The following is a 21,158-nucleotide window of genomic DNA, read 5'->3' on the forward strand; positions in this document are numbered from 1 at the left end:
TTCGCTCAGCGCTGCGTGCTGTAGGTCGGCAACTCCGATTCCGACGTGGGACGTGGCATCCATGGCTCCTCCTCGGTCGTCGGAGCGGCTGAGTAGCCATCTCCACCATGAAGGGAGCGCCCGCCACCCTCCGAGATACCGGCCGACGCCGAGAGTCGTGCCGCCGCCGGTCAGCCCGCGCGCTCGCGGGCCAGCAGCGACTCCTTGACGGCGGTGCCGTAGCGGAAGCCGCCGAGCGTGCCGTCGCTGCGCAGCACCCGGTGGCAGGGCACGAACAGCGCGGCAGCGTTGTGCGCGCACGCCCCGGCCGCGGCCCGGACGGCGGCGGGTCGGCCCGCCTGCGCCGCGTACTCGGTGTAGGTGACGGGTTCGCCGGCAGGCACGGCGCGCAGCGCCTCCCACGCCTGCTCGCGGAACGGTCCGGAGCGCTGGCGCACCGGGACCTGTGCGACGGCGGTCACGTCGCCCGCGTAGTAGGCCCGCACGGCCGCGACCGGTGCCGCGACGTCGGTGCCGTCGTCGGGCACGCCCGGCACCTGGTCGGGGCGCAGCGCCGGGTGCACGAGCGCGACCAGCGACGCGGCGTCAGCGGTCCAGCCCGAGGCGAGCACGACGCCGTCGTCGGCGACGATCGTGAACGGTCCGTCGGGGGTGTCGAGCGTGGTGGCGGAGGTCATCGGGTGGTCCTTCCTCGGGAACGGGCAGGGGCGGGTCGGGGGCGGCGCCACAGGTGCCCGACGGCGTAGGAGCGCCAGGGGGCCCAGGCGGCGGCCCGGTCGGGGGTCACGGGGCGCAGCGCGGCGTCGCCGGGGAGCCAGACGTCGGGGTCGCCGAGCACCCGCATCCCGACGTACGCGGCGGTCCACGGCCCGATGCCGTGCCGTGCCTGCAGGGCGGTGGTGAGCTCGGCGCGGTCCTGCCCGACGTCGACCGTGAGGTCCCCGCTCGCCAGGTCGGCCGCGGCGGCGGCCAGCGTGGCGCGCTGCCGGGCGGGCAGGCGCAGCGTCCCGGCCGTCTCGGCGACGGCGGCCGGCTCCGGGAAGAGGCGCGTCAGCCCGGCGAAGCCCGACGCGTACGGCGCGCCGGCGGACGCGGCGAGCCGGGACAGGTGGGTGCGGGCCGCGGCCACGGAGATCTGCTGCCCGACGACGGCGCGGGTGACGAGCTCGTGGGCGTCGGCGGCGCCGGGCATCCGCAGGCCGGGTGCGGCCCGCACGGAGCCGGCGAGCAGCGGGTCGGCGCCGAGCGCGGCGTCGATCGCCACCGGGTCGGCGTCGAGGTCGAGGAGCCGCCGGGTGCGGGCGACGGCGGTGGCGACGTCGGCGAGCGCCGTCAGCTCGAGCCGCACGTCGACGCGTCCGGGGCCGACGGCGGTGCCCGCGCGGATCTCGACGGCGCCCGGGCCGTGGGGCAGGCGCAGGGTGCGCGCGTACCGGAGCTCGCCGTCGTCGGTCGCTGCACCGTCGGTCGCTGGACCGCCGCTGATCCCTGTGCCGCCGCTGATCCCTGTGCCGCCGCTGATCCCTGTGCCGCCGCTGGTCCCCGGGCCGTCGGCGGCCTCCACGCCGTCGACGGCGCGTGCGGCGAGGAAGGCGATCGTGCCGGTGGCGTCGAACGGCTCGCGGACGGGCAGGGTGAGCCGCAGGTGCACGACGCGGGGTGATGCCGGTTCTTCCGGCCGCACCATGCCGACGCGTGGCCTGTCGGACCCGACGGTGCGGCCGCGGCGGGCGCGGAGCTCGGAGGGGGAGGTGGCGAACACCTCCCGCACGGTGTCGTTGAGCTGGCGGATGCTGCCGAACCCGGCGGCGAACGCGACGTCCGATACCGCCAGGTCGGTCCCGGTGAGCAGCGCGCGGGCGGTCTGGGCGCGCTGGGCCCGCGCGAGGGCGAGCGGTCCGGCGCCCAGCTCGGTGCGCAGCAGCCGGTGCACGTGCCGGGGGCTGTACCCGAGCCGGGAGGCCAGGCCGTCGACGCCCTCGCGGTCCACCACGCCGTCGCCGATCAGCCGCATCGCCCGTCCGGCGAGGTCCCCGCGCTGGTCCCAGGCGGGGGTGCCCGGGCTGGCCTCCGGCAGGCAGCGCTTGCAGGCGCGGTAGCCGGCGTCGTGCGCGGCGGCGCTGGTCAGGTAGAAGGTGACGTTCGTCGGCCGGGGCGTACGGGCCGGGCAGGAGGGGCGGCAGTAGATGCCGGTGGTGCGCACGGCCGTCACGAACTGCCCGTCGAACCGGGCGTCGCGGGCGGCGATCGCGCGGTACCGCTCCGCGAACTGCTCCCCGTGCTGCTCGGTGGCCGGCTGCGTGGTCATGGAGCCATCGTCGCGTGCTCCGACCGTCCGTCGCTAGCGGGAATCGGACACGACGGCCGCGGTGCCGGCAGGGTCAGCGGCGCCGTCAGACCGCCGCGGCGATCCAGTCGAGCACCACCTGGCGGTACTCCTCGCGCGCGGGGGACGGTGACAGCGCCAGGTCGTGGGTCCCGCCGGCGACCGTCACGAGGCTCACGTCCTCGCCCAGACGCGGCGCGATGCGCCACATGTGCGCGACGTCGAGCACCGTGTCGCTCGTGAGGTGCTCCGTGCGGGTGGTGCGGTCCGAGGTGACGACCAGCACGGGCACGTCGAGGTCGACGCCCCGGGCGAGACGGCGCTGGGCCCGCAGCACGGAGCGGAACCAGGCGGCCCGCACGGGGAACGGGTCGTGCGGCTTCCATGCCGGGTCGAAGTCCCACTCGCCGCCGTACCCCTGGTGCAGTGCGCGGGCATAGTCCACGCCGAGGTGGGAGACGACGGCGCGGGGTGCCAGCGGTGCGAGCGCCTCGACCGCGAGCGTCCCGGCCCAGCGCGCCGGGAGCGAGGCGTTCTGCCCGACCCACGGGCTGTTCAGCACCAGCGCGTCCGCCCGGCCGGGTCGGGCCGCGGCCCACAGGGGGACGATCAGCCCGCCGGTCGAGTGGCCGAGGACGACCAGACGCTCGTGCCCCGCGGCCCGGACCGCCGCCGCGGCCGCGTCGAGGTCCTGGGCGTACACCGCGATGTCCGGCACCTGGTTGGGGTCGCCCCCCGCGGCCACCTGGGTGTCCCACGAGCGGCCGTGCCCGCGCAGGTCGACGGCGTAGAACGCGTGACCGGCGTCGGCCACCGCGCGGGCGACGTGCGGGTGGAAGAAGTAGTCGGCGAACCCGTGCACCTGCAGCACGGCCACCCGTGCCGGCGAGTCGTCGGGAGCGACCGAGGCGCGGTGCCGGACGAGGGTCGCGGAGGCTCCGTCCGGGAGGTCGAGCGTGCGGTCCTCGAAGTCGGGACCGAGCACGTCGGGGTGCCAGGCGGTGCTCTCGAGCGACGTCATGGCGACGAGGCTACCGGGGTGCCGCCGTCGGGCGTCCTAGCGTGGCGTGGGCGGCGTGGAGTTCGGGTCGGCCGGCCCCTGGTACGGGTCGGTCGGGCCCTGCTGCGGCGGGACCACCGGCGGGGCGGGCTGCTGGGGCTGGCCGTAGTCCGCGCGCGGCGCGGCGCCCGAGGTGTACGGCGGGGGAGCGGCGGCCCCGCCCGGCCCCTGCGGGAACCCTGCCGCGGGAGGCGGGCCGGAGGAGCGGTTGTTGCGCACGATCAGCCAGACGACCAGACCGAGCACGGCGAGCCCGACGACGGCCCCGACGATCCACGCCCAGGGGGAGGAGGCCTCGTCGACCATCATCGACTCCTCGCTCGTGTCGGTCATCGAGTCGTCCGTGGTCGCCCCGTCCTCGGTGCCGGCGGTGTCCTCCGTGGCCGGCTCCTCGGTCTCCTCGGTGGTGGCGGAGTCGTCGGGCGCGGCGCCGTCCCCGACGGCCGACCCGCGGGCGAACATTTCGGTGCTCTCGCCGACGGGCGGGTTCCAGACCACCGTGGTGCCGTCCACCTCGCCGTTGGTCTCGCTGATCTCGCCGGGGAACGTCACGGCGATGCGGACCACGAAGGAGTCCATGAGGCCCTCCGGCAGCTCGCCGGTCTCCTCGGTGCTGGTGTCCGACAGGTCCATGACGCCCTCGACCACGTACTCGTCGCCCTCGCGCGTGATCGAGAGGTCGTCGGTGCCGCCGCTCATCTGGTCCAGCGGCTGGTCGGTGTAGGTGATCCGCGTGCCGGTGTACTCGCCGTCGGAATAGGGCTCCTCGGTGGCGCCGTCGGGCAGCTCGTCGACGAGCGAGTCGTCGCCCTCGTTCGCCGAGTCCCACAGCTCCTGGGGGTCCATGCCGAGCGACTCGGCGAACTCGTCCGAGAAGGCCATCACGACCGACCCGGAGACCGTGTCGTCCTCCGAGAGGACGAAGTCCGTCTCGATCTTCATGCAGCCGGCCAGGGCGAGGAGCCCGACGGCGGCGAGCGCGGCGGCGAGCACGGTGCGGGCGGGACGTCGGGTCCGGCGTCGGACCGCGGGGGAGGCGAGCGTGGCGGAGGTCACCCGACCAGCATCCCGCACGGGAAGGTCCTCGGCATCCCGGTTCGGGTCGATCTGAGGTGGTTCACCCGGCTGCAGCACAAAGTTGAGTGGAATAGACTCAACTTTGCCGAGGTTGGCACGGTCAGACCCCACAGACGGACCCGGAGGATCCATGGACACCAAGTTCACGACCATGTCGCAGCAGGCCATCGGCGACGCCGTGCAGTCGGCGTCGGCGGCCGGCAACCCCCAGCTCGAACCCGTCCACCTCCTGGCCGCGCTGCTGCAGCAGACCGGGGGCGTCGCCGTCGGGCTGCTCGAGGCCGTCGGGGCCGACGCCCAGCAGGTCGGGCAGAAGACCCGGGCCGCGCTCGTCGCGCTGCCCGCGGCCAGCGGTGGCGGCGTCGCCCAGCCGACGCCGTCGCGCGCCATGCAGACCGTGCTGACCGCGGCGGGCCAGGAGGCCGAGGCGCTCGGCGACGAGTACGTCTCCACCGAGCACCTGCTCATCGCGACCGCCGCCGGGCAGTCCGCCGCCGCGCAGGCCCTGACCGCCGCGGGCGCCACCGCCGACGCGCTGCGCTCCGCGCTGCCCGCCGTCCGCGGGAACAGCCGGGTCACCAGCCCGAACCCCGAGGGCACCTACAAGGCGCTGGAGCAGTACGGCAGCGACCTCACCCAGCGGGCCCGCGACGGCCGCCTCGACCCCGTCATCGGCCGCGACGCCGAGATCCGGCGCGTCGTGCAGGTGCTGTCCCGACGCACCAAGAACAACCCCGTGCTCATCGGCGAGCCCGGCGTCGGCAAGACCGCCGTCGTCGAAGGACTCGCGCAGCGCATCGTCGCCGGGGACGTGCCCACCTCCCTGCAGGGCAAGCGGCTCGTCGCCCTCGACCTGGCCGGCATGGTCGCCGGCGCCAAGTACCGCGGCGAGTTCGAGGAGCGCCTCAAGGCCGTCCTGGAGGAGATCACCGCCTCCGACGGCGAGGTCATCACCTTCATCGACGAGCTGCACACCGTCGTCGGCGCCGGAGCGGGCGGTGAGGGCGCCATGGACGCCGGCAACATGCTCAAGCCCATGCTCGCCCGCGGCGAGCTGCGCATGGTCGGCGCCACCACGCTCGACGAGTTCCGCGAGAACATCGAGAAGGACCCCGCCCTCGAGCGCCGCTTCCAGCAGGTGTTCGTCGGCGAGCCGTCCGTGGAGGACACCGTCGCCATCCTGCGCGGGCTCAAGGAGCGCTACGAGGCCCACCACAAGGTGACCATCGCCGACTCCGCGCTCGTCGCGGCCGCCGCCCTGTCCGACCGGTACATCACCGGCCGCCAGCTCCCCGACAAGGCCATCGACCTCGTCGACGAGGCCGCCTCACGGCTGCGCATGGAGATGGACTCCTCACCCGTCGAGATCGACGAGCTCCAGCGAGCCGTCACCCGGCTCGAGATGGAGGAGGTCGTACTCAAGGACGCCGAGGGCTCGGCGGACGCGGCATCGCGCGAGCGGCTCGAGAAGCTGCGCGCCGACCTCGCCGACCGTCGCGAGGAGCTCGCCGCGCTCACCGCCCGCTGGGAGGCCGAGAAGGCCGGCCACAACCGCGTCGGCGACCTGCGCGCCCGCATCGACGAGCTGCGCACCGAAGCGGACCGGCTGCAGCGCGACGGCGACCTCGAGGCCGCCGCCCGGCTCCTGTACGGGGAGATCCCGTCGGTCGAGCGCGAGCTCGTCGAGGCCGAGCAGGCCGAGGCCACCGAGGCGGCCGCCGAGGAGACCGCGCACGAGGCCCCCATGATCGCCGACAAGGTCGGCGCCGACGAGATCGCCGAGGTCGTCTCCGCCTGGACCGGTATCCCGGCCGGGCGGATGCTGCAGGGCGAGACCGAGAAGCTGCTCGGCATGGAGGACGTGCTCGGCCACCGCCTCATCGGCCAGCAGGCCGCCGTGCGCTCCGTGTCCGACGCCGTACGACGCTCGCGAGCCGGCGTCGCCGACCCCGACCGGCCCACCGGGTCGTTCCTGTTCCTCGGACCGACCGGCGTCGGCAAGACCGAGCTCGCCAAGTCGCTCGCCGAGTTCCTCTTCGACGACGAGCGCGCCATGGTGCGCATCGACATGTCCGAGTACTCCGAGAAGCACGCCGTCGCCCGCCTGGTCGGCGCGCCCCCGGGGTACGTCGGGTACGAGGAGGGCGGCCAGCTCACCGAGGCCGTCCGCCGTCGGCCCTACTCGGTGGTGCTGCTCGACGAGGTCGAGAAGGCCCACCCCGAGGTCTTCGACATCCTGCTGCAGGTGCTCGACGACGGGCGGCTCACCGACGGGCAGGGCCGCACCGTGGACTTCCGCAACACCATCCTGGTGCTGACCTCGAACCTGGGCTCGCAGTTCCTCGTGGACCCGACCCTGGACGAGGCGGCCCGGCGCGAGAGCGTGATGACGGCCGTGCGTGCGGCGTTCAAGCCGGAGTTCCTCAACCGGCTCGACGACGTCGTGCTGTTCGACGCCCTGAGCGTCGCCGAGCTGGGACGCATCGTCGACCTGCAGGTCGAGGCGCTCGCGCGGCGGCTCGCCGACCGGCGCATCACGCTCGACGTCACCGACGGGGCCCGCGAGTGGCTGGCGCTGGAAGGGTTCGACCCGGCCTACGGGGCGCGGCCGCTGCGCCGGCTGGTGCAGCGCGAGATCGGCGACCGGCTCGCGCGCCGGCTCCTGGCCGGCGAGGTGTCCGACGGCGGCACCGTCGTCGTGGACCGCGACGCCGAGGGGACCGGCCTGACGCTCCGCTGACGGAGCCCGCACGGCAGCCCGGTACGAAGACGGCCCCGGCCTCCACAGGTGGAGGCCGGGGCCGTCGAGCGCGTGGACGTCAGACGCGGATGAACGTGGGGTTGTCCTGCCACATCTTGCGCTTGACGACGCCGACGCCGGGGCGGGCGGCCTCGATGATCCGGCCGTTGCCGGCGTAGATCGCGACGTGCCCGGGGGTGTAGACGATGTCGCCCTTCTTCGCCTTGCTGCGCGAGACCTTCTTGCCCGCGCTGCGCTGGGCCGAGGACGAGCGCGGCAGGGTCTTGCCGGTCGCCTTCTTGTACACGTACGAGGTGAAGCCGGAGCAGTCGAACCCGGTGCGCGGCGAGCCACCGCCGTACGAGTAGCGGTGGCCGACGTACTTGTGGGCCACGCGGACGACCTTCTGGCCCCGGTTCTGCTTCGCCTTGGCGCGGACGACGCGGTGCTTCTTCTCCTTGGCCAGCCCGGTGGACTTGGCCGGCACCACGGTGAGGCGGATCCGGTTCTTGCCGGTGTCGTACTTGCCCCAGCCGGGACGGAAGCGGACGATGCCGTTCTTGTTGACCTTCTTGACGGCCTTCTTGTCGCCGTTGATGAACAGGCGCACGCGGCTCTTGACGGCGTCGCCGTGCTTGGTGACCTTCACGGTGTACTTCGGTCGCGTGTGCGCCTTGCCCTTGGTGCCCTTCTTGCGGGACACGGAGACCTTGACGTTCGGCGTGGCCTTCTTCTTGCCGGTCACGACCACCCCGCCGAGGGCTGCGGTGCTCGCGGACGCGGTGGTGGTCGAGGCGGGTGCTGCCGAGGCCGTGCCGGCGCCGGCGACGAGGGTGCCGCCGGCGAGGGCGGCGGTGAGCGACATGGCGACGGCGGCGCGGCGGACGAGCCGTGGGCGCGCAGGCGCGATCGTGGTGCTGGTGGACATGGGTACCTCTCCAGCCTGCGAGATGAGCTGTCGGATGAGGCCGAGAAGTAGTGGCCCGCCGCCGAAGGACGGCTTAACCCCGAGGACGACACCGTGGTCGCCCGAAAGTGGTTCTCCCGCTGCTGCCGTGGTGTTCCTGGGGGCCGGTCCGCCGGCAGCACTGGGCTGCGGGCCTGCCACCGCCCGAGTCTCCGGGCGACGACGGGACCGTAACCACGCGTCCACGGCAGGTCACAATCAGGTAACGACCAGTCGCGGTGCATGTCGTGGAGGGTCTGTGAAGAACTCCGGCCGCGGGAACGTGTCGGGCAGATCGCCGCTGTCCCGCTAAAAAGGCTTAAAGGGGTCTGGAACCGTGCCCGGAATGCGCGGGACGCACCATGTGAACGTGCGTCATCCGGTCGCCCGAGAAGGCGTCGGTGCAGGTCGGGCCCGACCCTCCACAACTTCTGTGGTGCCGATCACTCCAGGAGGCTTCCGGTGGCCGACGGCGTGAGCCGGGCCACACACAGGCTGGTGCGGTCGCCGGCGGACCACGAGTCCTCGCTCGGGGTCCACACCACCAGGGACACGTCGTCCTGCCCCGCGCGCGCCGCCGGCCCCAGCAGCTCCGGGGTGCACATCCGCGCCGCGCGGGCCAGGACGGCGTCCGCGCCGGGCCAGACCTCCCGCGGCGCCGCGTCGGTACGGCCGACGACCTGCGCGTCGTGGTCGTCCGCGCAGGGCACCACCTCCACCCGACCGACCGGCCCCGACGAGGGCGGCGCGTCCAGGCAGGAGCCGAGCACGAGCTGGACGGCGTTGACCGTCGTCGGCGCGTCGGGCAGGGCCGCGACCGGGGCCCACGCACGCTCCTGCCCCGTGGAGACCGCGTACGAGACGCCCGCGGCGATCCCCACCACGAGCGCGACGACCCCCAGGACCGACGCCACCCACAGTCGCGCCCGGCGTCGTGCCGCGGCCCGCTCCTGCGGCGTCGGACCACCCGGGGCACCCCACCGGGCGCCGAACGCGTCCGAGCCGACGGCGGTGACCTCCGGCTCCGGCTCCGCGGGCGCGCCCGGACCCGGGGCGACGAACAGCGGGTCGGCGTCGGGGCGGTCGGTCATGTGCCCCAACCTATCCGGGCACGACGGCGGCACCGGGCCGCCGTCGTCGGCCTCACGCCAGCTCCAGCACCACGGGCACGTGGTCGCTGGCACCCTTGCCGCGGCGCTCGTCGCGGTCTATCCGCACCCCGGCGACCCGGGCGGCCAGCGCCGGGGACGCGTACGCGAAGTCGATGCGCAGACCCTTGTTCCGGGGGAAGGCGAGCTGCTGGTAGTCCCAGTACGTGTAGGTGTGCTCGGCCGGCACGTGCTCACGCGTGACCTCGGTGTAGCCGGCCGGCTCGAAGGCGGCGAAGGCCGCACGCTCCGCGGCCGAGACGTGCGTCCTGCCCTCGAACGCCGAGACGTCCCACACGTCCGTGTCCCGCGGGATCACGTTCCAGTCCCCGGTCAGCGCCACCTGCGCGCCCGGATCGGCCTCCAACCAGCCGGCCGCGTCGGCACGCAACGCCGCTAGCCAGTCCAGCTTGTACGCGTAGTGCGGGTCGTCCAGCGCCCGGCCGTGCGGCACGTACAGCGACCACACGCGCACCCCGCCGCACGTCGCCGCCAGGGCCCGAGCCTCCCGGCGCGGATCCTGGTCCGGCTTGCCGAACACCGGCTGCCCGGCGAACGACCGGGCGACGTCGTCGACCCCGACGCGCGAGGCGATCGCCACCCCGTTCCACTGGTGATACCCCGAGGCGACGACCTCGTACCCGGCCTCGGCGAAGGCCGCGACGGGGAACTGCTCCTCGCGGCACTTGGTCTCCTGGATCGCGAGCACGTCCGTGCCGGAACGGTCCAGGAAGGCGAGCACCCGGTCGAGACGGCTCCGGATCGAGTTGACGTTCCACGTGGCGATGCGCACGCGAGGCACCCTAGGGCCATAGAGTGCCTGCATGGGAACCGCGCTCGTCACCGGCGCCACCGCCGGCCTCGGACTGGAGTTCGCCTGGCAGCTCGCCACCGCACGCCACGACCTCGTGCTCGTGGCCCGCGACGTCGACCGCCTCGACCAGGTCGCCACGCAGATCCGCGCGGCCGCCGGCGTCCACGTGGAGGTGCTCGCCGCCGACCTGTCGGTGCCCGACGACGTCGACCGCGTCGCCGCACGGCTCGCCGTCACCGGTGACGAACCCGACCTGGAGCTGCGACCCGTCGGGCTGCTCGTCAACAACGCCGGTTTCGCGACCGCCCAACGGTTCGTCGGCGGCGACGTCGACGCCGAGCTCCGGGCGATCGACGTCATGGTCCGCGCCGTCGTCCAGCTCACCCACGCCGCCGTCGGACAGATGACCGCCCGCGGTCGCGGCGCCGTGCTCAACGTCGCGTCCGTCGCCGCGCTGACCACCGGCGGCACCTACGCCGCCGCGAAGGCCTACGTCCGGTCCTTCACCGAAGGGCTCACCGTCGACCTCCAGGGCACCGGCGTCACCGCTACCGTGCTCTGCCCCGGATTCGTGCGCACCGAGTTCCACGACCGCGCCGGGCTCGACATGACGTCCGTGCCGGACATCGGCTGGCTCGACGCCACCTACGTCGTGGCGCAGGCGCTCGCGGACGTGCGTCGAGGCGTCGTCATCTCGACCCCGTCGGTCCGGTACAAGGCCGGTTCGGCGCTGCTGAGGCTCCTCCCGCGTTTTGCCGTCCGTGCCATCGGGCACTACCGCTGACCGGGACCTGAGCGCCGTACCCTGGTGCCGTGACTGCTGACTTCTCCCCGACGCCCCGCGAACAGCTGCTCGAGCTCGTGAAGGAGCTCGCCGTCGTGCACGGCAGGGTGACGCTGTCCTCCGGCAAGGAGGCCGACTACTACGTCGACCTGCGCCGGATCACGCTGCACCACCGGGCCGCGCCGCTGGTCGGGCACGTGCTGCTGGACCACCTCGAGGAGGTCGGGCTGGGCACGGCGGAGGTCGACGCCGTCGGCGGCCTGACCCTCGGGGCCGACCCCATCGCCGACGCGCTGCTGCACGCCGCGGCCTCCCGCGGGCAGGACCTGGACGCCTTCGTGGTGCGCAAGTCCGCCAAGACGCACGGGATGCAGCGCCAGATCGAGGGGCCGGACGTGGCCGGGCGTCGCGTCGTCGTCCTCGAGGACACGACGACGACGGGCGGGTCGCCGATCACCGCGATCGAGGCGCTGCGCGAGGCCGGCGCCGAGGTGCTCGGCTGCGCCACGATCGTGGACCGGGCCACCGGTGCGGGGGAGAAGATCGAGGCACTCGGGGTGCCCTACCATCACCTGTTCGACCTGAACGACCTCGGCCTCGCCTGAGCCCTCCCCGCGCCTCCCGAGACTGTGGGCGCACTCCGTGGCCCGTTATGCCCAGGTATGCACCTGATCGGGCCCCACGAAGTGCGCCCACAGTCTCGGGATGGGGTGGCGCGGGGCGGGGCCGGGCAGGCGCGAGGTGCCCGGCGGGCCTCAGACGCGGTCGACGAGGTCCGCGACCGAGTCGACCACGTGGGTCGGCCGGAACGGGTGGTGGTCGACGTCCTCGGGAGCCGTGGACCCCGTGAGCACGAGGAACGTCTCCAGCCCGGCCTCGATCCCCGCGACCACGTCCGTGTCCATCCGGTCGCCGATCATCGCCGTCGTCTCGGAGTGCGCCTCGACCCGGTTCAGCGCGGACCGGAACATCATCGGGTTCGGCTTGCCGACGTAGTACGGCGAGCGGCCGGTCGCGGCGGTGATCATCGCCGCGACGGCGCCCGTGGCGGGCAGCGGGCCCTCGGCCGACGGTCCGGTCGTGTCCGGGTTCGTCGCGATGAACCGCGCGCCGGCCTTGATCAGGCGGATGGCCTTGGTGATCGCCTCGAACGAGTAGGTGCGGGTCTCGCCGAGCACCACGTAGTCGGGGGACGACTCGGTGAGCGTGTAGCCGGCCTCGTGCATGGCCGTGGTCAGCCCGGCCTCACCGATCACGTAGGCCGACCCGTTCGGCACCTGCTCGGTGAGGAACGTCGCGGTGGCGAGCGCGGAGGTCCAGATGGCCTCCTCCGGGACGTCGATGCCCGAGTGCGCCAGCCGCGCGGCGAGGTCCCGCGCCGTGTAGATCGAGTTGTTCGTCAGCACCAGGAACGGGCGCTCGTGCTCGCGCAGGGCGGCGATGAAGTCGGCGGCACCGGGGATCGCCTCGCCCTCGTGCACGAGCACGCCGTCCATGTCCGTCAGCCAGCACTCGATCGTCCGTGAGGTCATGGCCCCCACGGTAGCCCGTAGGCTTCGTCGGGTGACCGACCAGCCGCACGAGCCCACCACCGACACCGGGGCGATCCACCGGCACGCCGCACCCCGTCCCGGCACGCCGTGGCGCGCCGCTCCCGGCCTCGCCGTGCGCGGGGGACTGGTCGGCATGGCCGAGTCCGTCCCGGGGATCTCCGGCGGCACGGTCGCGCTGATCACCGGTCTGTACGACCGCCTGCTCGGTGCGGCGAACCAGGTGGTGCACGCCGGCCGCGAGCTCGTCCAGGGCGTGGTGCAGCGCCGCGGGCTGCGACCGGCGGCCCGCGCGCTGCGTGCGGTGGACTGGCGGTTCCTGGTCCCGGTGATCGCCGGGATGGCGGTGGTGCTGCTGGTGTCGCTGAACACGATCGCCCCGCTCCTCGAGGAGCACCCCGTCCCGGTCCGGTCGGTGTTCTTCGGCATGATCGCGGTCTCGGTGCTGGTCCCGCTGCGCATGATGCCGCGGCGGTTCCGGCCCGCCGACGCCGCCCTGCTGGTGGCGGCCGCCGTGATCGGCTTCTTCCTGGTGGGGCTGCCCCCGGCCGAGGCCACCGACCCGTCGCTCTGGTACGTCGCCGGCGCGGCTGCCATCGCGATCAACGCCCTCGTCCTGCCGGGGGTGTCGGGGTCGACGCTGCTCGTCGTCATGGGTCTCTACGTCCCGGTCCAGCAGGCGATCGAGGACCGTGACCTGGCCTTCGTCGGCGCGTTCGCCCTGGGCGCGATCGTCGGCCTGGCCTCGTTCGTCAAGCTCCTGCACTGGCTGCTGGAGCACCGGCGGCAGGGCACGATGGCGGTCCTCGCGGGCCTGATGATCGGCTCGCTGCGGGCGCTGTGGCCCTGGCAGGACGCCGACGGCGGGCTCCTCGCACCGCCCGACGCCGGGTCCGTGCTCGGGCCGGTGCTGCTGGCGCTGGCCGGTGCCGCCGTCGTCGGCGCGGCGATCTGGTGGGAGTCGAGCCGGACCGCCGATGCCTGAGCAGGGTCGGAGCCCGGGGCCGGACGCCCCTCGGGTCGTCCAGGTCGGCGTGGGGCCCTGGGAGGGGCCGTGGCCCGACGACCCGCGGTACGACCCCGAGCTGCTGGAGCACGGCGACCGGCGCAACGTCGTCGACCGGTACCGCTACTGGACCGTCGAGGCGGTCGTCGCCGACATGGATCAGCGTCGCGACGCCGACGCCTTGCTGCACGTGGCGATCGAGAACTGGGCGCACGACCTCAACATCGGGTCGGTGGTGCGCACCGCCAACGCGTTCAACGTGGCCGGCGTGCACGTGGTGGGACGACGGCGGTGGAACCGCCGCGGCGCGATGGTCACCGACCGCTACCTGCACGTGCACCACCGTCCCGACGCGGGCGACCTGGCCGCCTGGGCCGCCGCGGAGGGGCTCGCCGTGATCGGGGTGGACAACGTGCCCGGGTCGGTCCCGCTGGAGCGCCGCGAGCTGCCGGCCCGTTGCGTGCTGCTGCTCGGGCAGGAGTCGAGCGGCCTGACCGCCGAGGCGCAGGCCGTGTGCGACGTCGTCGTGCACATCACCCAGCACGGGTCGACCCGGTCGATGAACGCCGGGGCCGCCGCCGCGATCGCGATGCACTCCTGGGCGCTGCAGCACCTGTGACCGGCGCTGCGGCACCCGTGACCGGTGCTGCAGCACCCGTGACCGGTGCTGCGCTGGGCGTCCGGCGGGTGGCGTGGACCGTCCGCGCGTCTCACCCTGTGCGACGCGACGTGACGCCGATGTGGTGGTCGTGAGAAAATCCGGTTGCATGTGGGCTGCGCTCGCCCCACCAGTGAGGGTGTGATGCCGTCCGCCTGCGTCCCTCGTACGTTCCCTCATTGGAGTACCGCAGATGCCTATCGCAACCCCCGAGGTCTACGCCGAGATGATCGACCGGGCGAAGGCCGGCAAGTTCGCCTACCCCGCCGTCAACATCACCTCGTCGCAGACCGTCACCGCCGCCCTGCAGGGCTTCGCCGAGGCGGAGTCGGACGGCATCATCCAGGTCTCCGTGGGTGGTTCGGAGTACGGTTCGGGCGCCACGATCAAGGACCGCGTGACCGGTTCGCTCGCGCTGGCCGCGTACGCGACGGAGGTCGCGAAGAACTACCCGGTCAACATCGCGATCCACACCGACCACTGCGTCAAGAAGAACCTGGACTCCTGGGTCCGTCCGCTGCTCGCCCTCGAGGCCGAGCAGGTCAAGGCCGGCAAGAACCCGACCTTCCAGTCCCACATGTTCGACGGCTCGGACATCCCGCTGGAGGAGAACCTCGTCATCGCCGAGGAGCTGCTCGAGCTCTCGCAGGCCGCCCGCACCCTCCTCGAGGTCGAGATCGGCGTCGTCGGCGGCGAGGAGGACGGCCACGTCGCGGAGATCAACGAGAAGCTGTACACGACCCCCGAGGACGGCCTGGCCACGGTCCGCGCGCTCGGCGCCGGTGAGAAGGGCCGCTACCTGACGGCGCTCACCTTCGGCAACGTGCACGGCGTGTACAAGCCCGGTGCCGTCAAGCTGCGTCCCGCGATCCTGGGCGAGATCCAGAAGGCCGTCGGGGACGAGATCGGCAAGGAGAACCCGTTCGACCTCGTGTTCCACGGCGGTTCGGGCTCCACGGCCGAGGAGGTCGCCGAGGCGGTCGACAACGGCGTCATCAAGATGAACATCGACACCGACACCCAGTACGCGTTCTCGCGCCCGGTCGCGGACCACTTCTTCCGCAACTACGACGGCGTGCTGAAGGTGGACGGCGAGGTCGGCAACAAGAAGGCGTACGACCCGCGTGCCTGGGGCAAGCTGGCCGAGGCCGGCATGGCCCAGCGCATCGTCGAGGCCTGCCAGTGGCTGCGCTCGGCCGGTCACAAGATGTGATCAGCGCTCCGCGCCGACGCGACGCCCTCCTGCCCCTGCCGGGCCGGGGGGCGTCGTCAGTTGCGGGTCGTGGTGACGTCGAGGTCGACGCCCGGGTCCTCGTCGACGATCTCGAGCAGCTCGCCGATGCGGGTCACGTCGAGCAGGAACCGGACCGTGGGCGGGGCCCGCAGGACGCGCACCTTGTGCGGGCTGCGGGTGGCGAGGCGGGCCAGGAACGCCACGCCGGAGGAGTCCATGAAGGTCACGTGGTGAGCGTCGATCTCGACGGGCAGGCCGGAGGCCTCGGCGTCGGAGATGGCGTCGCCGAGCTCGGCGCTGATGTCGGCGTCGATCTCGCCGGACAGCACGACCCGGGCGCGCGAGGTGCCCTGGATGACGTGGACGCTGGCGGGGTCACCGATCCGGGGCGCGGCGGGGTCCGCGCCGTCGTCGTCGACGGGGCGGTCCGCGGCCGTGTTCGATCCGTCGTGCACGGTGCTCCTTCCACGAGCTCGTCGCTCACCTGAGGTCTCAGCGGACACCAATCTACGGTTGAATGGCCTGCGAATGCACCAACCTGGCCGCGATCATACCGAGATGGGGAGGATATGACCGAGATGTCCCCCTCCCCGGCGGGACTTCTGCCCGTCTCGGCGGACCATCTGACGGCCGCGCTCGCCGCGACCGGCGTCCCCACCTTCATCACCGGTGAGTGGTCGGCGGGCATGCCGGTGCTGTGGGTCAACGCCGCGTTCGAACGGTTCACCGGGATGACGGTCGAGGACCTGGCCGTGCTCGGCCCGAACGCGCTGCTGGCGCTGGTCGACGACGACCCCGAGCGCGAGCCCGCGCAGGTGGACCTGGTCGCGGGGCGCTCGATGCGCCGCATCGTCGGGATGCGCGCCCGGGACGGCCGGACCAGCTGGCTGCAGATCGACGTCACCCCGCTGCCCTCGGACGACGGCGGCGCGCACCACTGGGTGGGCATGGCCACCGACGTGTCCGAGTACGTCGACCGGCAGGCGGCGCAGCTCGCGTCGCTGGAGGTGGAGCGCCAGCAGCGCGCGGACCTCGACCTGATCGCCCAGACCACCGAGCTGCTCGGCGACCTCGAGTACCCGCTGGCGCTGCGGGACATCGCCGACCTGCTGCGCTCGCTCGTGCCCTGGGCGAGCTTCTACCTCAACGACGACGGCCTGCAGCACGCCGACGGCGTCGACGTCGCCTCGCCGCCGTCGGGCCGGGGGCGCCGGCACGCCCGGTACGTCCCCGCGCCGCCGGGCGAGCCCTCGACCGGGCCCGGGGACGCCGTCGAGGGCGGCGAGACGCTGGCGGGCGACCACGTGCAGGACCTCCTGGACGGCCTCGTCGACGGTCCGGTGCGGCTCGACCTCGGGGCCACCTACCCGCCGTTCTCCGCCTCGGGCTGGCTGTCCCGGGACCTGCGGCACCGCGTCGTGGAGGAGACGGGCGCGATCCCGCGCTCCGTCGTCGTGCACGCCGTGGCCGGTCGACGCCGCGTCCTCGGCCTGGTCGTGACCTGGCACGGGGACGCGCAGGGCGAGCCCCCCGCCACCGCACCGGCCCCGGAGGGCGAGCACGTCGTCACCGTCGTCGAGGTCGTGGCCCGCCGTGCGGGGACGGCAATCGACAACGCCCGCCTCTACGCGCGCGAGCACCGGCTCGCCGAGGCCCTGCAGCGCGCCATGCTCCCCGAGCAGGCGGACGTCACCGGTCTGGACGTGTGGACCTACTACGCGCCCAACGCCGAGCACGCGCAGGTCGGGGGCGACTGGTACGACCTGCTGCAGATCGCCGACGGCACCGTGGGCCTCGTCATCGGCGACGTCGTGGGGCACGACGTCGAGGCCGCGGCGGCGATGGGCCAGCTGCGCTCCGTGGTGCGCGCCTACGCCTACGAGCTGACGCACCCGGCGACGGTCCTGGACCGCGTCGACCAGCTCGTGACGGGCATGCGGGTGCCACGGCCGGCGTCGCTCGTCTACGCCACCCTCGAGCACCGGGTCGAGGACGACACCTGGGCGCTGGACTACACGCGCGCCGGGCACCTGCCGCCGCTCCTCCTGCGCGAGGGGACGGTCCGCCTGCTCTCCGGCGCGGGGGGACCGCTGGTGGGGTTCGGGGCCGACCCGCGCGCGGTCAGCCGGGAGGAGCTGCGCCGCGGTGACGTGCTGCTGTTCTACACCGACGGGCTGATCGAACGCCGCGACCGGTCCCTGAAGGTCGGCCTGGACACGCTCGTCGACATCTCCGCGCGGATCACCGCCCGGGACTCCGCCGGCGTCGGCGAGGAGCTGCTGGCCCGCCTCGCGGACGCCCCGGAGGACGACGTCGCGATCGTCGTCGTGCGGGTGCCCGACCCGGCCACGGACGACCAGGTCACGGCGCTGAGCCCGCGGTCGCGCCGGTGGCTGCTGCCGAGCGAGCCGGCGTCCATCGGTCGTGCGCGCCACGCGGTGCTGCGCACCTGCCAGGCGTGGGGGCTGCCGGACTCCGCGGCCGCCGAGCTGGTGGTGTCCGAGCTGGTCGCCAACGGCGTGCTGCACGGCTGGGGGAACATCGCCCTGCGCCTGTACGACACGGGCGAGGGGCTCCGCATCGAGGTGGAGGACGCCAACCCGGCGCCGCCGGTCGCCACCGACGGGCACCCGAACCGGCTGGGCGGGTTCGGCATGCAGATCGTCGAGCGGCTCGCCGACTGGGGCTGGCGTCCGGCCGGCAGCGGCAAGCTGGTGTGGGCACGGCTGCGGGCGACCTGACGGGCCGGCCGACCGGCCCGTCGGCCGGACGGGTCAGCGCAGGGCGCGCACCTCGTCGGCCGACGTGCCGGAGTCGACGAGGAACTGCTCGCACCGCTGCGCCTCGTCGTCCTCGCCGATGCGTCCGGCGGCCTCCGCCAGCGCCAGCAGCGCTCGCAGGAACCCCTGGTTGGGCACGTGGTCGGCCGGGACGGGGCCCTGCCCGCGCCAGCCGGCGCGTCGCAGCGCGTCGAGCCCGCGGTGGTAGCCGGTCCGGGCGTACGCGTAGGCGGTGACCGCGTGCACGACGTCGTCACCGCCGTCGAGGGTCTGCTCGGCCAGCACGGCCCAGACCAGGCCGGCGGACGGGTCGGTGGCGGCCAGGCGGGCCGGGTCCTCGCCCGTCTCCAGCCCCTCGCGCGCGGCGGCGTGGTCGTCCGGCAGGAGCGTCGGGGGCGGGCCCCCGAGCAGGTTCTCCACAGGCTTCGGTGAGGTCATGACCCCAGTGTCCCAGGACGGGCCCGCGCGACGCACCTCACCGGGCGGGGGCGGCACTACGCCCGGCGGCCCGGCAGGGTTCGCCGGTAGGCTCGGCGCATGATCGAGATCGCGACGTCCTCCACGACGACGACGCTCGTGATCGCGGGCGACCTCGATCTTGCCGAGCGCGACCAGTTCCCCGAGATCGCCGCGCGCGTGGTGGGTCTGCGCCGCCAGCTGCTCGTGATCGACATGTGCCGGGTCACCTTCATGGACTCCACGGGTGCGGCGTTCCTGATCTCGCTGGCCGACTCGGGCCGCAAGCGCGGGGGAGCGACGGTGCTGCGGGGGGCGGACGAGCGCGACCTGTTCGTGCTCGAGGTGTGCGGGGCGCTGGAGCTGTTCCGCATCGACACCGACCACCGCTGCGAGTCCGCCTCGCAGTCGCCGGGGACGGGCCCGGTCCAGCTCCCGCAGCGTCCGCGGCCCTCCTGACACACCGCCTCGGCCCGGTCGATCGAAAACCTTGGTCACGGACCGGTAAACTCCGGTGAGGCCGGCGGCCGACCGCCGGTCTCCACGACACACGAGGAGAGTTGATCCATGCCAGCCGTGGTGCTCGTCGGCGCCCAGTGGGGCGATGAGGGCAAGGGGAAGGCGACGGACCTCCTCGGCGACCGCGTCGACTACGTGGTCAAGTTCAACGGCGGCAACAACGCCGGGCACACCGTCGTCATCGGTGACGAGAAGTACGCCCTGCACCTGCTGCCGTCCGGGATCCTGTCGCCGGGCGTGACGCCCGTGATCGCCAACGGCGTCGTGGTGGACATCGACGTGCTGTTCGAGGAGCTCGACGCCCTGAACGCGCGCGGGGTCGACACCTCGAGGCTGATGGTCTCCTCGCAGGCGCACGTCATCGCGTCCTACCACCGCACGGTGGACAAGGTGACCGAGCGGTTCCTCGGCAAGCGGCGCATCGGCACCACGGGCCGCGGCATCGGCCCGGCCTACGCCGACAAGATCAACCGCGTCGGCCTGCGCGTCGCCGACCTGTTCGACCCGAAGATCCTGCGCGAGAAGGTCGAGGGGGCGCTGGACCAGAAGAACCACCTGCTGGTCAAGGTCTACAACCGTCGCGCCGTCGAGGTCGACGAGGTCGTCGACGAGCTCCTCGGCCACGCCGAGCGGCTGCGCCCGATGGTCGCCGACACGGGGCTGGCACTGAACCAGGCGCTCGACGCCGGCAGCACCGTGCTGTTCGAGGGCGGCCAGGCGACCATGCTCGACGTCGACCACGGCACCTACCCGTTCGTCACGTCGTCGAACGCCACGGCAGGCGGCGCCGTCACCGGCTCCGGCGTGGGGCCGACGCGCATCGACTCCATCATCGGCGTCATCAAGGCCTACACCACCCGCGTGGGCGAGGGGCCGTTCCCCACCGAGCTGTTCGACGCCGACGGCGAGTACCTGCTCAAGACGGGCGGCGAGTACGGCGTCACCACCGGTCGCGCCCGCCGCTGCGGCTGGTACGACGCGGTGATCGCCCGCTACTCCGCACGGGTCAACGGGCTCACCGACCTGGTCGTGACCAAGCTCGACGTGCTCACCGGCATGGAGAAGGTGCCGGTGTGCGTGGCCTACGACGTCGACGGCGTCCGCTACGACGAGATGCCGGACGACCAGTCGGCGTTCCACCACGCGAAGCCGATCTACGAGGAGTTCCCCGGGTGGTGGGAGGACATCTCGCGGTGCCGGTCGTTCGACGAGCTCCCCGCCAACGCCCAGGCGTACGTCCGGGCGCTCGAGGAGATGTCGGGCTGCCGCATCTCCGCGATCGGCGTCGGCCCGCGACGCGACGAGATCATCCCGGTGCACGACCTCATCCACGCCCGGGCATGACGGCCCCGGCCGCGGTGGTCGCCGCGCTCGCCCCGACCGGGGTGCTGCGCGCCGTGATCAACCTCGGCAACGCCGTGCTCGCCCAGGGGACGCCGGACGCGCCGAGCGGGGTGACTGTCGCGCTCGCCCGCGAGCTGGCCGCGCGCCTCGACGTCGACGTGGACCTCACCTGCACCGACGCGGCGCGGGACTCCTTCGCCGCCGTGCGTGACGGGCGGGTCGACGTCGGGTTCCTCGCCGCCGAGCCGCAGCGTGCCGAGCACGTCGCGTTCACCGACCCCTACGTGCTGATCGAGGGCGTGTACGCGGTACCGGCGTCGTCGTCGCTGCGGACGGCGGACGACGTCGACGCCCCCGGTGTGCGGATCGGTGTGAAGGAGGGGTCCGCGTACGACCTGGCGCTGACCCGCACGCTGCAGCACGCGCAGATCGTGCGTGGCGCCGAGGGCACGGCCGTGCTCGAGGCCGGGGCGGCCGACGTCGCCGCCGGGATCCGCCAGCCCCTGACGCGCTGGGCCGACGCCCGCGACGTGCGGGTGCTCGAGCCGCGGTTCACCGAGATCCGGCAGGCCGTCGCCACCGGGCGCGACCGGGCGCCCACGGCCGTCGACTGGCTGCGCGACCAGGTCGCGGACCTGGTCGGGAGCGGATTCGTGGCCGACGCCCTCGCCGCCTCCGGCCAGGACGCCACCGTCGCGTCCTGACGGCATGCGGGC

The 21,158-nt window shown here is 73.6% G+C and carries 20 protein-coding genes and 1 riboswitch; of the genes, 10 read left to right on the top strand and 10 right to left on the bottom strand.

Going from position 1 to position 21,158, the window contains the following annotated elements; translation table 11 throughout:
* Positions 1-170 precede the first annotated feature (170 nt).
* The 4 genes from HDG68_RS08495 to HDG68_RS08510 all read right to left on the bottom strand — a co-directional run bounded on the left by HDG68_RS08495 (position 171) and on the right by HDG68_RS08510 (position 4,442).
* Positions 171-677 carry a methylated-DNA--[protein]-cysteine S-methyltransferase gene (locus HDG68_RS08495; protein WP_172151072.1) on the bottom strand — a complete coding sequence of 169 codons (507 nt, stop codon included), beginning with the start codon at positions 675-677 and terminating at the stop codon, positions 171-173.
* Positions 674-2,308 (bottom strand): bifunctional transcriptional activator/DNA repair enzyme AdaA, encoded by a 1,635-nt coding sequence (locus HDG68_RS08500; protein ID WP_172151074.1) that lies wholly within the window; start codon positions 2,306-2,308, stop codon positions 674-676. The genes HDG68_RS08495 and HDG68_RS08500 overlap by 4 nt, the downstream gene beginning before the upstream one ends.
* Before the next feature lie 85 nt (positions 2,309-2,393).
* On the bottom strand, positions 2,394-3,347 hold the full coding sequence (locus HDG68_RS08505; protein ID WP_172151076.1) for an alpha/beta hydrolase: 954 nt from the start codon (positions 3,345-3,347) through the stop codon (positions 2,394-2,396).
* A 36-nt stretch (positions 3,348-3,383) separates the two neighbouring features.
* Positions 3,384-4,442 carry an LppM family (lipo)protein gene (locus tag HDG68_RS08510; protein WP_172151078.1) on the bottom strand — a complete coding sequence of 353 codons (1,059 nt, stop codon included), beginning with the start codon at positions 4,440-4,442 and terminating at the stop codon, positions 3,384-3,386.
* Positions 4,443-4,593: 151 nt separating this feature from the next.
* On the opposite strand from HDG68_RS08510, the gene clpB reads away from it, so the two are divergent.
* Positions 4,594-7,203, top strand: coding sequence for an ATP-dependent chaperone ClpB (clpB, locus tag HDG68_RS08515; protein WP_172151079.1), 2,610 nt, complete (start codon positions 4,594-4,596; stop codon positions 7,201-7,203).
* 79 nt (positions 7,204-7,282) lie between these two features.
* On the opposite strand, the gene HDG68_RS08520 is transcribed toward clpB, so the two are convergent.
* The 3 genes from HDG68_RS08520 to HDG68_RS08530 all read right to left on the bottom strand — a co-directional run bounded on the left by HDG68_RS08520 (position 7,283) and on the right by HDG68_RS08530 (position 10,090).
* On the bottom strand, positions 7,283-8,131 hold the full coding sequence (locus tag HDG68_RS08520; RefSeq protein ID WP_172151080.1) for a C40 family peptidase: 849 nt from the start codon (positions 8,129-8,131) through the stop codon (positions 7,283-7,285).
* Positions 8,132-8,134: 3 nt separating this feature from the next.
* Positions 8,135-8,298: riboswitch (cyclic di-AMP (ydaO/yuaA leader) on the bottom strand.
* Between the two features lie 294 nt (positions 8,299-8,592).
* On the bottom strand, positions 8,593-9,240 hold the full coding sequence (locus tag HDG68_RS08525; protein ID WP_172151081.1) for a septum formation family protein: 648 nt from the start codon (positions 9,238-9,240) through the stop codon (positions 8,593-8,595).
* 52 nt (positions 9,241-9,292) lie between these two features.
* Complete coding sequence (locus HDG68_RS08530) at positions 9,293-10,090, bottom strand: exodeoxyribonuclease III (RefSeq protein ID WP_172151082.1); 798 nt, start codon at positions 10,088-10,090, stop codon at positions 9,293-9,295.
* Between the two features lie 31 nt (positions 10,091-10,121).
* On the opposite strand from HDG68_RS08530, the gene HDG68_RS08535 reads away from it, so the two are divergent.
* A complete protein-coding gene (locus HDG68_RS08535) occupies positions 10,122-10,895 on the top strand; it encodes an SDR family NAD(P)-dependent oxidoreductase (protein ID WP_172151083.1) in 774 nt (257 codons plus the stop codon).
* A gap of 29 nt (positions 10,896-10,924) precedes the next feature.
* Positions 10,925-11,500 carry an orotate phosphoribosyltransferase gene (gene pyrE, locus HDG68_RS08540; RefSeq protein WP_172151084.1) on the top strand — a complete coding sequence of 192 codons (576 nt, stop codon included), beginning with the start codon at positions 10,925-10,927 and terminating at the stop codon, positions 11,498-11,500.
* A 150-nt stretch (positions 11,501-11,650) separates the two neighbouring features.
* Here pyrE and HDG68_RS08545 read toward each other — a convergent pair whose 3' ends face one another.
* Positions 11,651-12,427 carry an HAD-IIA family hydrolase gene (locus tag HDG68_RS08545; RefSeq protein WP_172151085.1) on the bottom strand — a complete coding sequence of 259 codons (777 nt, stop codon included), beginning with the start codon at positions 12,425-12,427 and terminating at the stop codon, positions 11,651-11,653.
* Between the two features lie 31 nt (positions 12,428-12,458).
* Between HDG68_RS08545 and HDG68_RS08550 the strand changes: the two genes are divergently transcribed.
* From HDG68_RS08550 to fbaA, 3 genes are all read left to right on the top strand, one after another.
* Positions 12,459-13,430, top strand: coding sequence for an undecaprenyl phosphate translocase family protein (locus HDG68_RS08550; RefSeq protein ID WP_172151087.1), 972 nt, complete (start codon positions 12,459-12,461; stop codon positions 13,428-13,430).
* Positions 13,423-14,070 (top strand): TrmH family RNA methyltransferase, encoded by a 648-nt coding sequence (locus tag HDG68_RS08555; protein WP_172151089.1) that lies wholly within the window; start codon positions 13,423-13,425, stop codon positions 14,068-14,070. The genes HDG68_RS08550 and HDG68_RS08555 overlap by 8 nt, the downstream gene beginning before the upstream one ends.
* A gap of 232 nt (positions 14,071-14,302) precedes the next feature.
* Positions 14,303-15,322 carry a class II fructose-bisphosphate aldolase gene (gene fbaA, locus HDG68_RS08560; RefSeq protein ID WP_172151091.1) on the top strand — a complete coding sequence of 340 codons (1,020 nt, stop codon included), beginning with the start codon at positions 14,303-14,305 and terminating at the stop codon, positions 15,320-15,322.
* Positions 15,323-15,378: 56 nt separating this feature from the next.
* Here fbaA and HDG68_RS17060 read toward each other — a convergent pair whose 3' ends face one another.
* The gene (locus HDG68_RS17060; protein WP_172151093.1) at positions 15,379-15,798 is read right to left on the bottom strand and encodes an STAS domain-containing protein; all 420 of its coding nucleotides are present in this window, start codon (positions 15,796-15,798) and stop codon (positions 15,379-15,381) included.
* A gap of 114 nt (positions 15,799-15,912) precedes the next feature.
* Between HDG68_RS17060 and HDG68_RS08570 the strand changes: the two genes are divergently transcribed.
* On the top strand, positions 15,913-18,084 hold the full coding sequence (locus tag HDG68_RS08570) for an ATP-binding SpoIIE family protein phosphatase (protein ID WP_172151095.1): 2,172 nt from the start codon (positions 15,913-15,915) through the stop codon (positions 18,082-18,084).
* Between the two features lie 33 nt (positions 18,085-18,117).
* Here HDG68_RS08570 and HDG68_RS08575 read toward each other — a convergent pair whose 3' ends face one another.
* Positions 18,118-18,561, bottom strand: a complete 444-nt coding sequence (locus tag HDG68_RS08575; RefSeq protein ID WP_172151097.1) for a DUF3151 domain-containing protein — start codon at positions 18,559-18,561, stop codon at positions 18,118-18,120.
* 99 nt (positions 18,562-18,660) lie between these two features.
* On the opposite strand from HDG68_RS08575, the gene HDG68_RS08580 reads away from it, so the two are divergent.
* From HDG68_RS08580 to HDG68_RS08590, 3 genes are all read left to right on the top strand, one after another.
* Positions 18,661-19,038, top strand: a complete 378-nt coding sequence (locus HDG68_RS08580) for an STAS domain-containing protein (protein WP_172151099.1) — start codon at positions 18,661-18,663, stop codon at positions 19,036-19,038.
* Between the two features lie 108 nt (positions 19,039-19,146).
* Entirely contained in the window at positions 19,147-20,442 is a 1,296-nt protein-coding gene (locus HDG68_RS08585; RefSeq protein ID WP_172151101.1) for an adenylosuccinate synthase, read from the top strand.
* Positions 20,439-21,146: a transporter substrate-binding domain-containing protein gene (locus tag HDG68_RS08590; protein ID WP_172151103.1), complete on the top strand. Its 708-nt coding sequence runs from the start codon at positions 20,439-20,441 to the stop codon at positions 21,144-21,146. Before HDG68_RS08585 ends, HDG68_RS08590 begins: the two co-directional genes overlap by 4 nt.
* Positions 21,147-21,158 lie beyond the last annotated feature (12 nt).

The sequence above is a fragment of the Isoptericola chiayiensis genome, from assembly GCF_013149805.1.
Lineage (GTDB): Bacteria > Actinomycetota > Actinomycetes > Actinomycetales > Cellulomonadaceae > Isoptericola > Isoptericola chiayiensis.

Excerpts from the sequence above, each read along its gene's own strand:
- HDG68_RS08555 (WP_172151089.1), top strand. The coding sequence starts at position 13,423 with ATGCCTGAGCAGGGTCGGAGCCCGGGGCCGGACGCCCCTCGGGTCGTC.
- HDG68_RS08520 (WP_172151080.1), bottom strand. The coding sequence starts at position 8,131 with ATGTCCACCAGCACCACGATCGCGCCTGCGCGCCCACGGCTCGTCCGC.
- clpB (WP_172151079.1), top strand. The coding sequence starts at position 4,594 with ATGGACACCAAGTTCACGACCATGTCGCAGCAGGCCATCGGCGACGCC.
- HDG68_RS08495 (WP_172151072.1), bottom strand. The coding sequence starts at position 677 with ATGACCTCCGCCACCACGCTCGACACCCCCGACGGACCGTTCACGATC.
- HDG68_RS08570 (WP_172151095.1), top strand. The coding sequence starts at position 15,913 with ATGACCGAGATGTCCCCCTCCCCGGCGGGACTTCTGCCCGTCTCGGCG.
- fbaA (WP_172151091.1), top strand. The coding sequence starts at position 14,303 with ATGCCTATCGCAACCCCCGAGGTCTACGCCGAGATGATCGACCGGGCG.
- HDG68_RS08575 (WP_172151097.1), bottom strand. The coding sequence starts at position 18,561 with ATGACCTCACCGAAGCCTGTGGAGAACCTGCTCGGGGGCCCGCCCCCG.
- HDG68_RS08500 (WP_172151074.1), bottom strand. The coding sequence starts at position 2,308 with ATGACCACGCAGCCGGCCACCGAGCAGCACGGGGAGCAGTTCGCGGAG.
- HDG68_RS08580 (WP_172151099.1), top strand. The coding sequence starts at position 18,661 with ATGATCGAGATCGCGACGTCCTCCACGACGACGACGCTCGTGATCGCG.
- HDG68_RS08525 (WP_172151081.1), bottom strand. The coding sequence starts at position 9,240 with ATGACCGACCGCCCCGACGCCGACCCGCTGTTCGTCGCCCCGGGTCCG.
- HDG68_RS08535 (WP_172151083.1), top strand. The coding sequence starts at position 10,122 with ATGGGAACCGCGCTCGTCACCGGCGCCACCGCCGGCCTCGGACTGGAG.
- HDG68_RS08590 (WP_172151103.1), top strand. The coding sequence starts at position 20,439 with ATGACGGCCCCGGCCGCGGTGGTCGCCGCGCTCGCCCCGACCGGGGTG.
- HDG68_RS08545 (WP_172151085.1), bottom strand. The coding sequence starts at position 12,427 with ATGACCTCACGGACGATCGAGTGCTGGCTGACGGACATGGACGGCGTG.
- HDG68_RS08585 (WP_172151101.1), top strand. The coding sequence starts at position 19,147 with ATGCCAGCCGTGGTGCTCGTCGGCGCCCAGTGGGGCGATGAGGGCAAG.
- HDG68_RS08505 (WP_172151076.1), bottom strand. The coding sequence starts at position 3,347 with ATGACGTCGCTCGAGAGCACCGCCTGGCACCCCGACGTGCTCGGTCCC.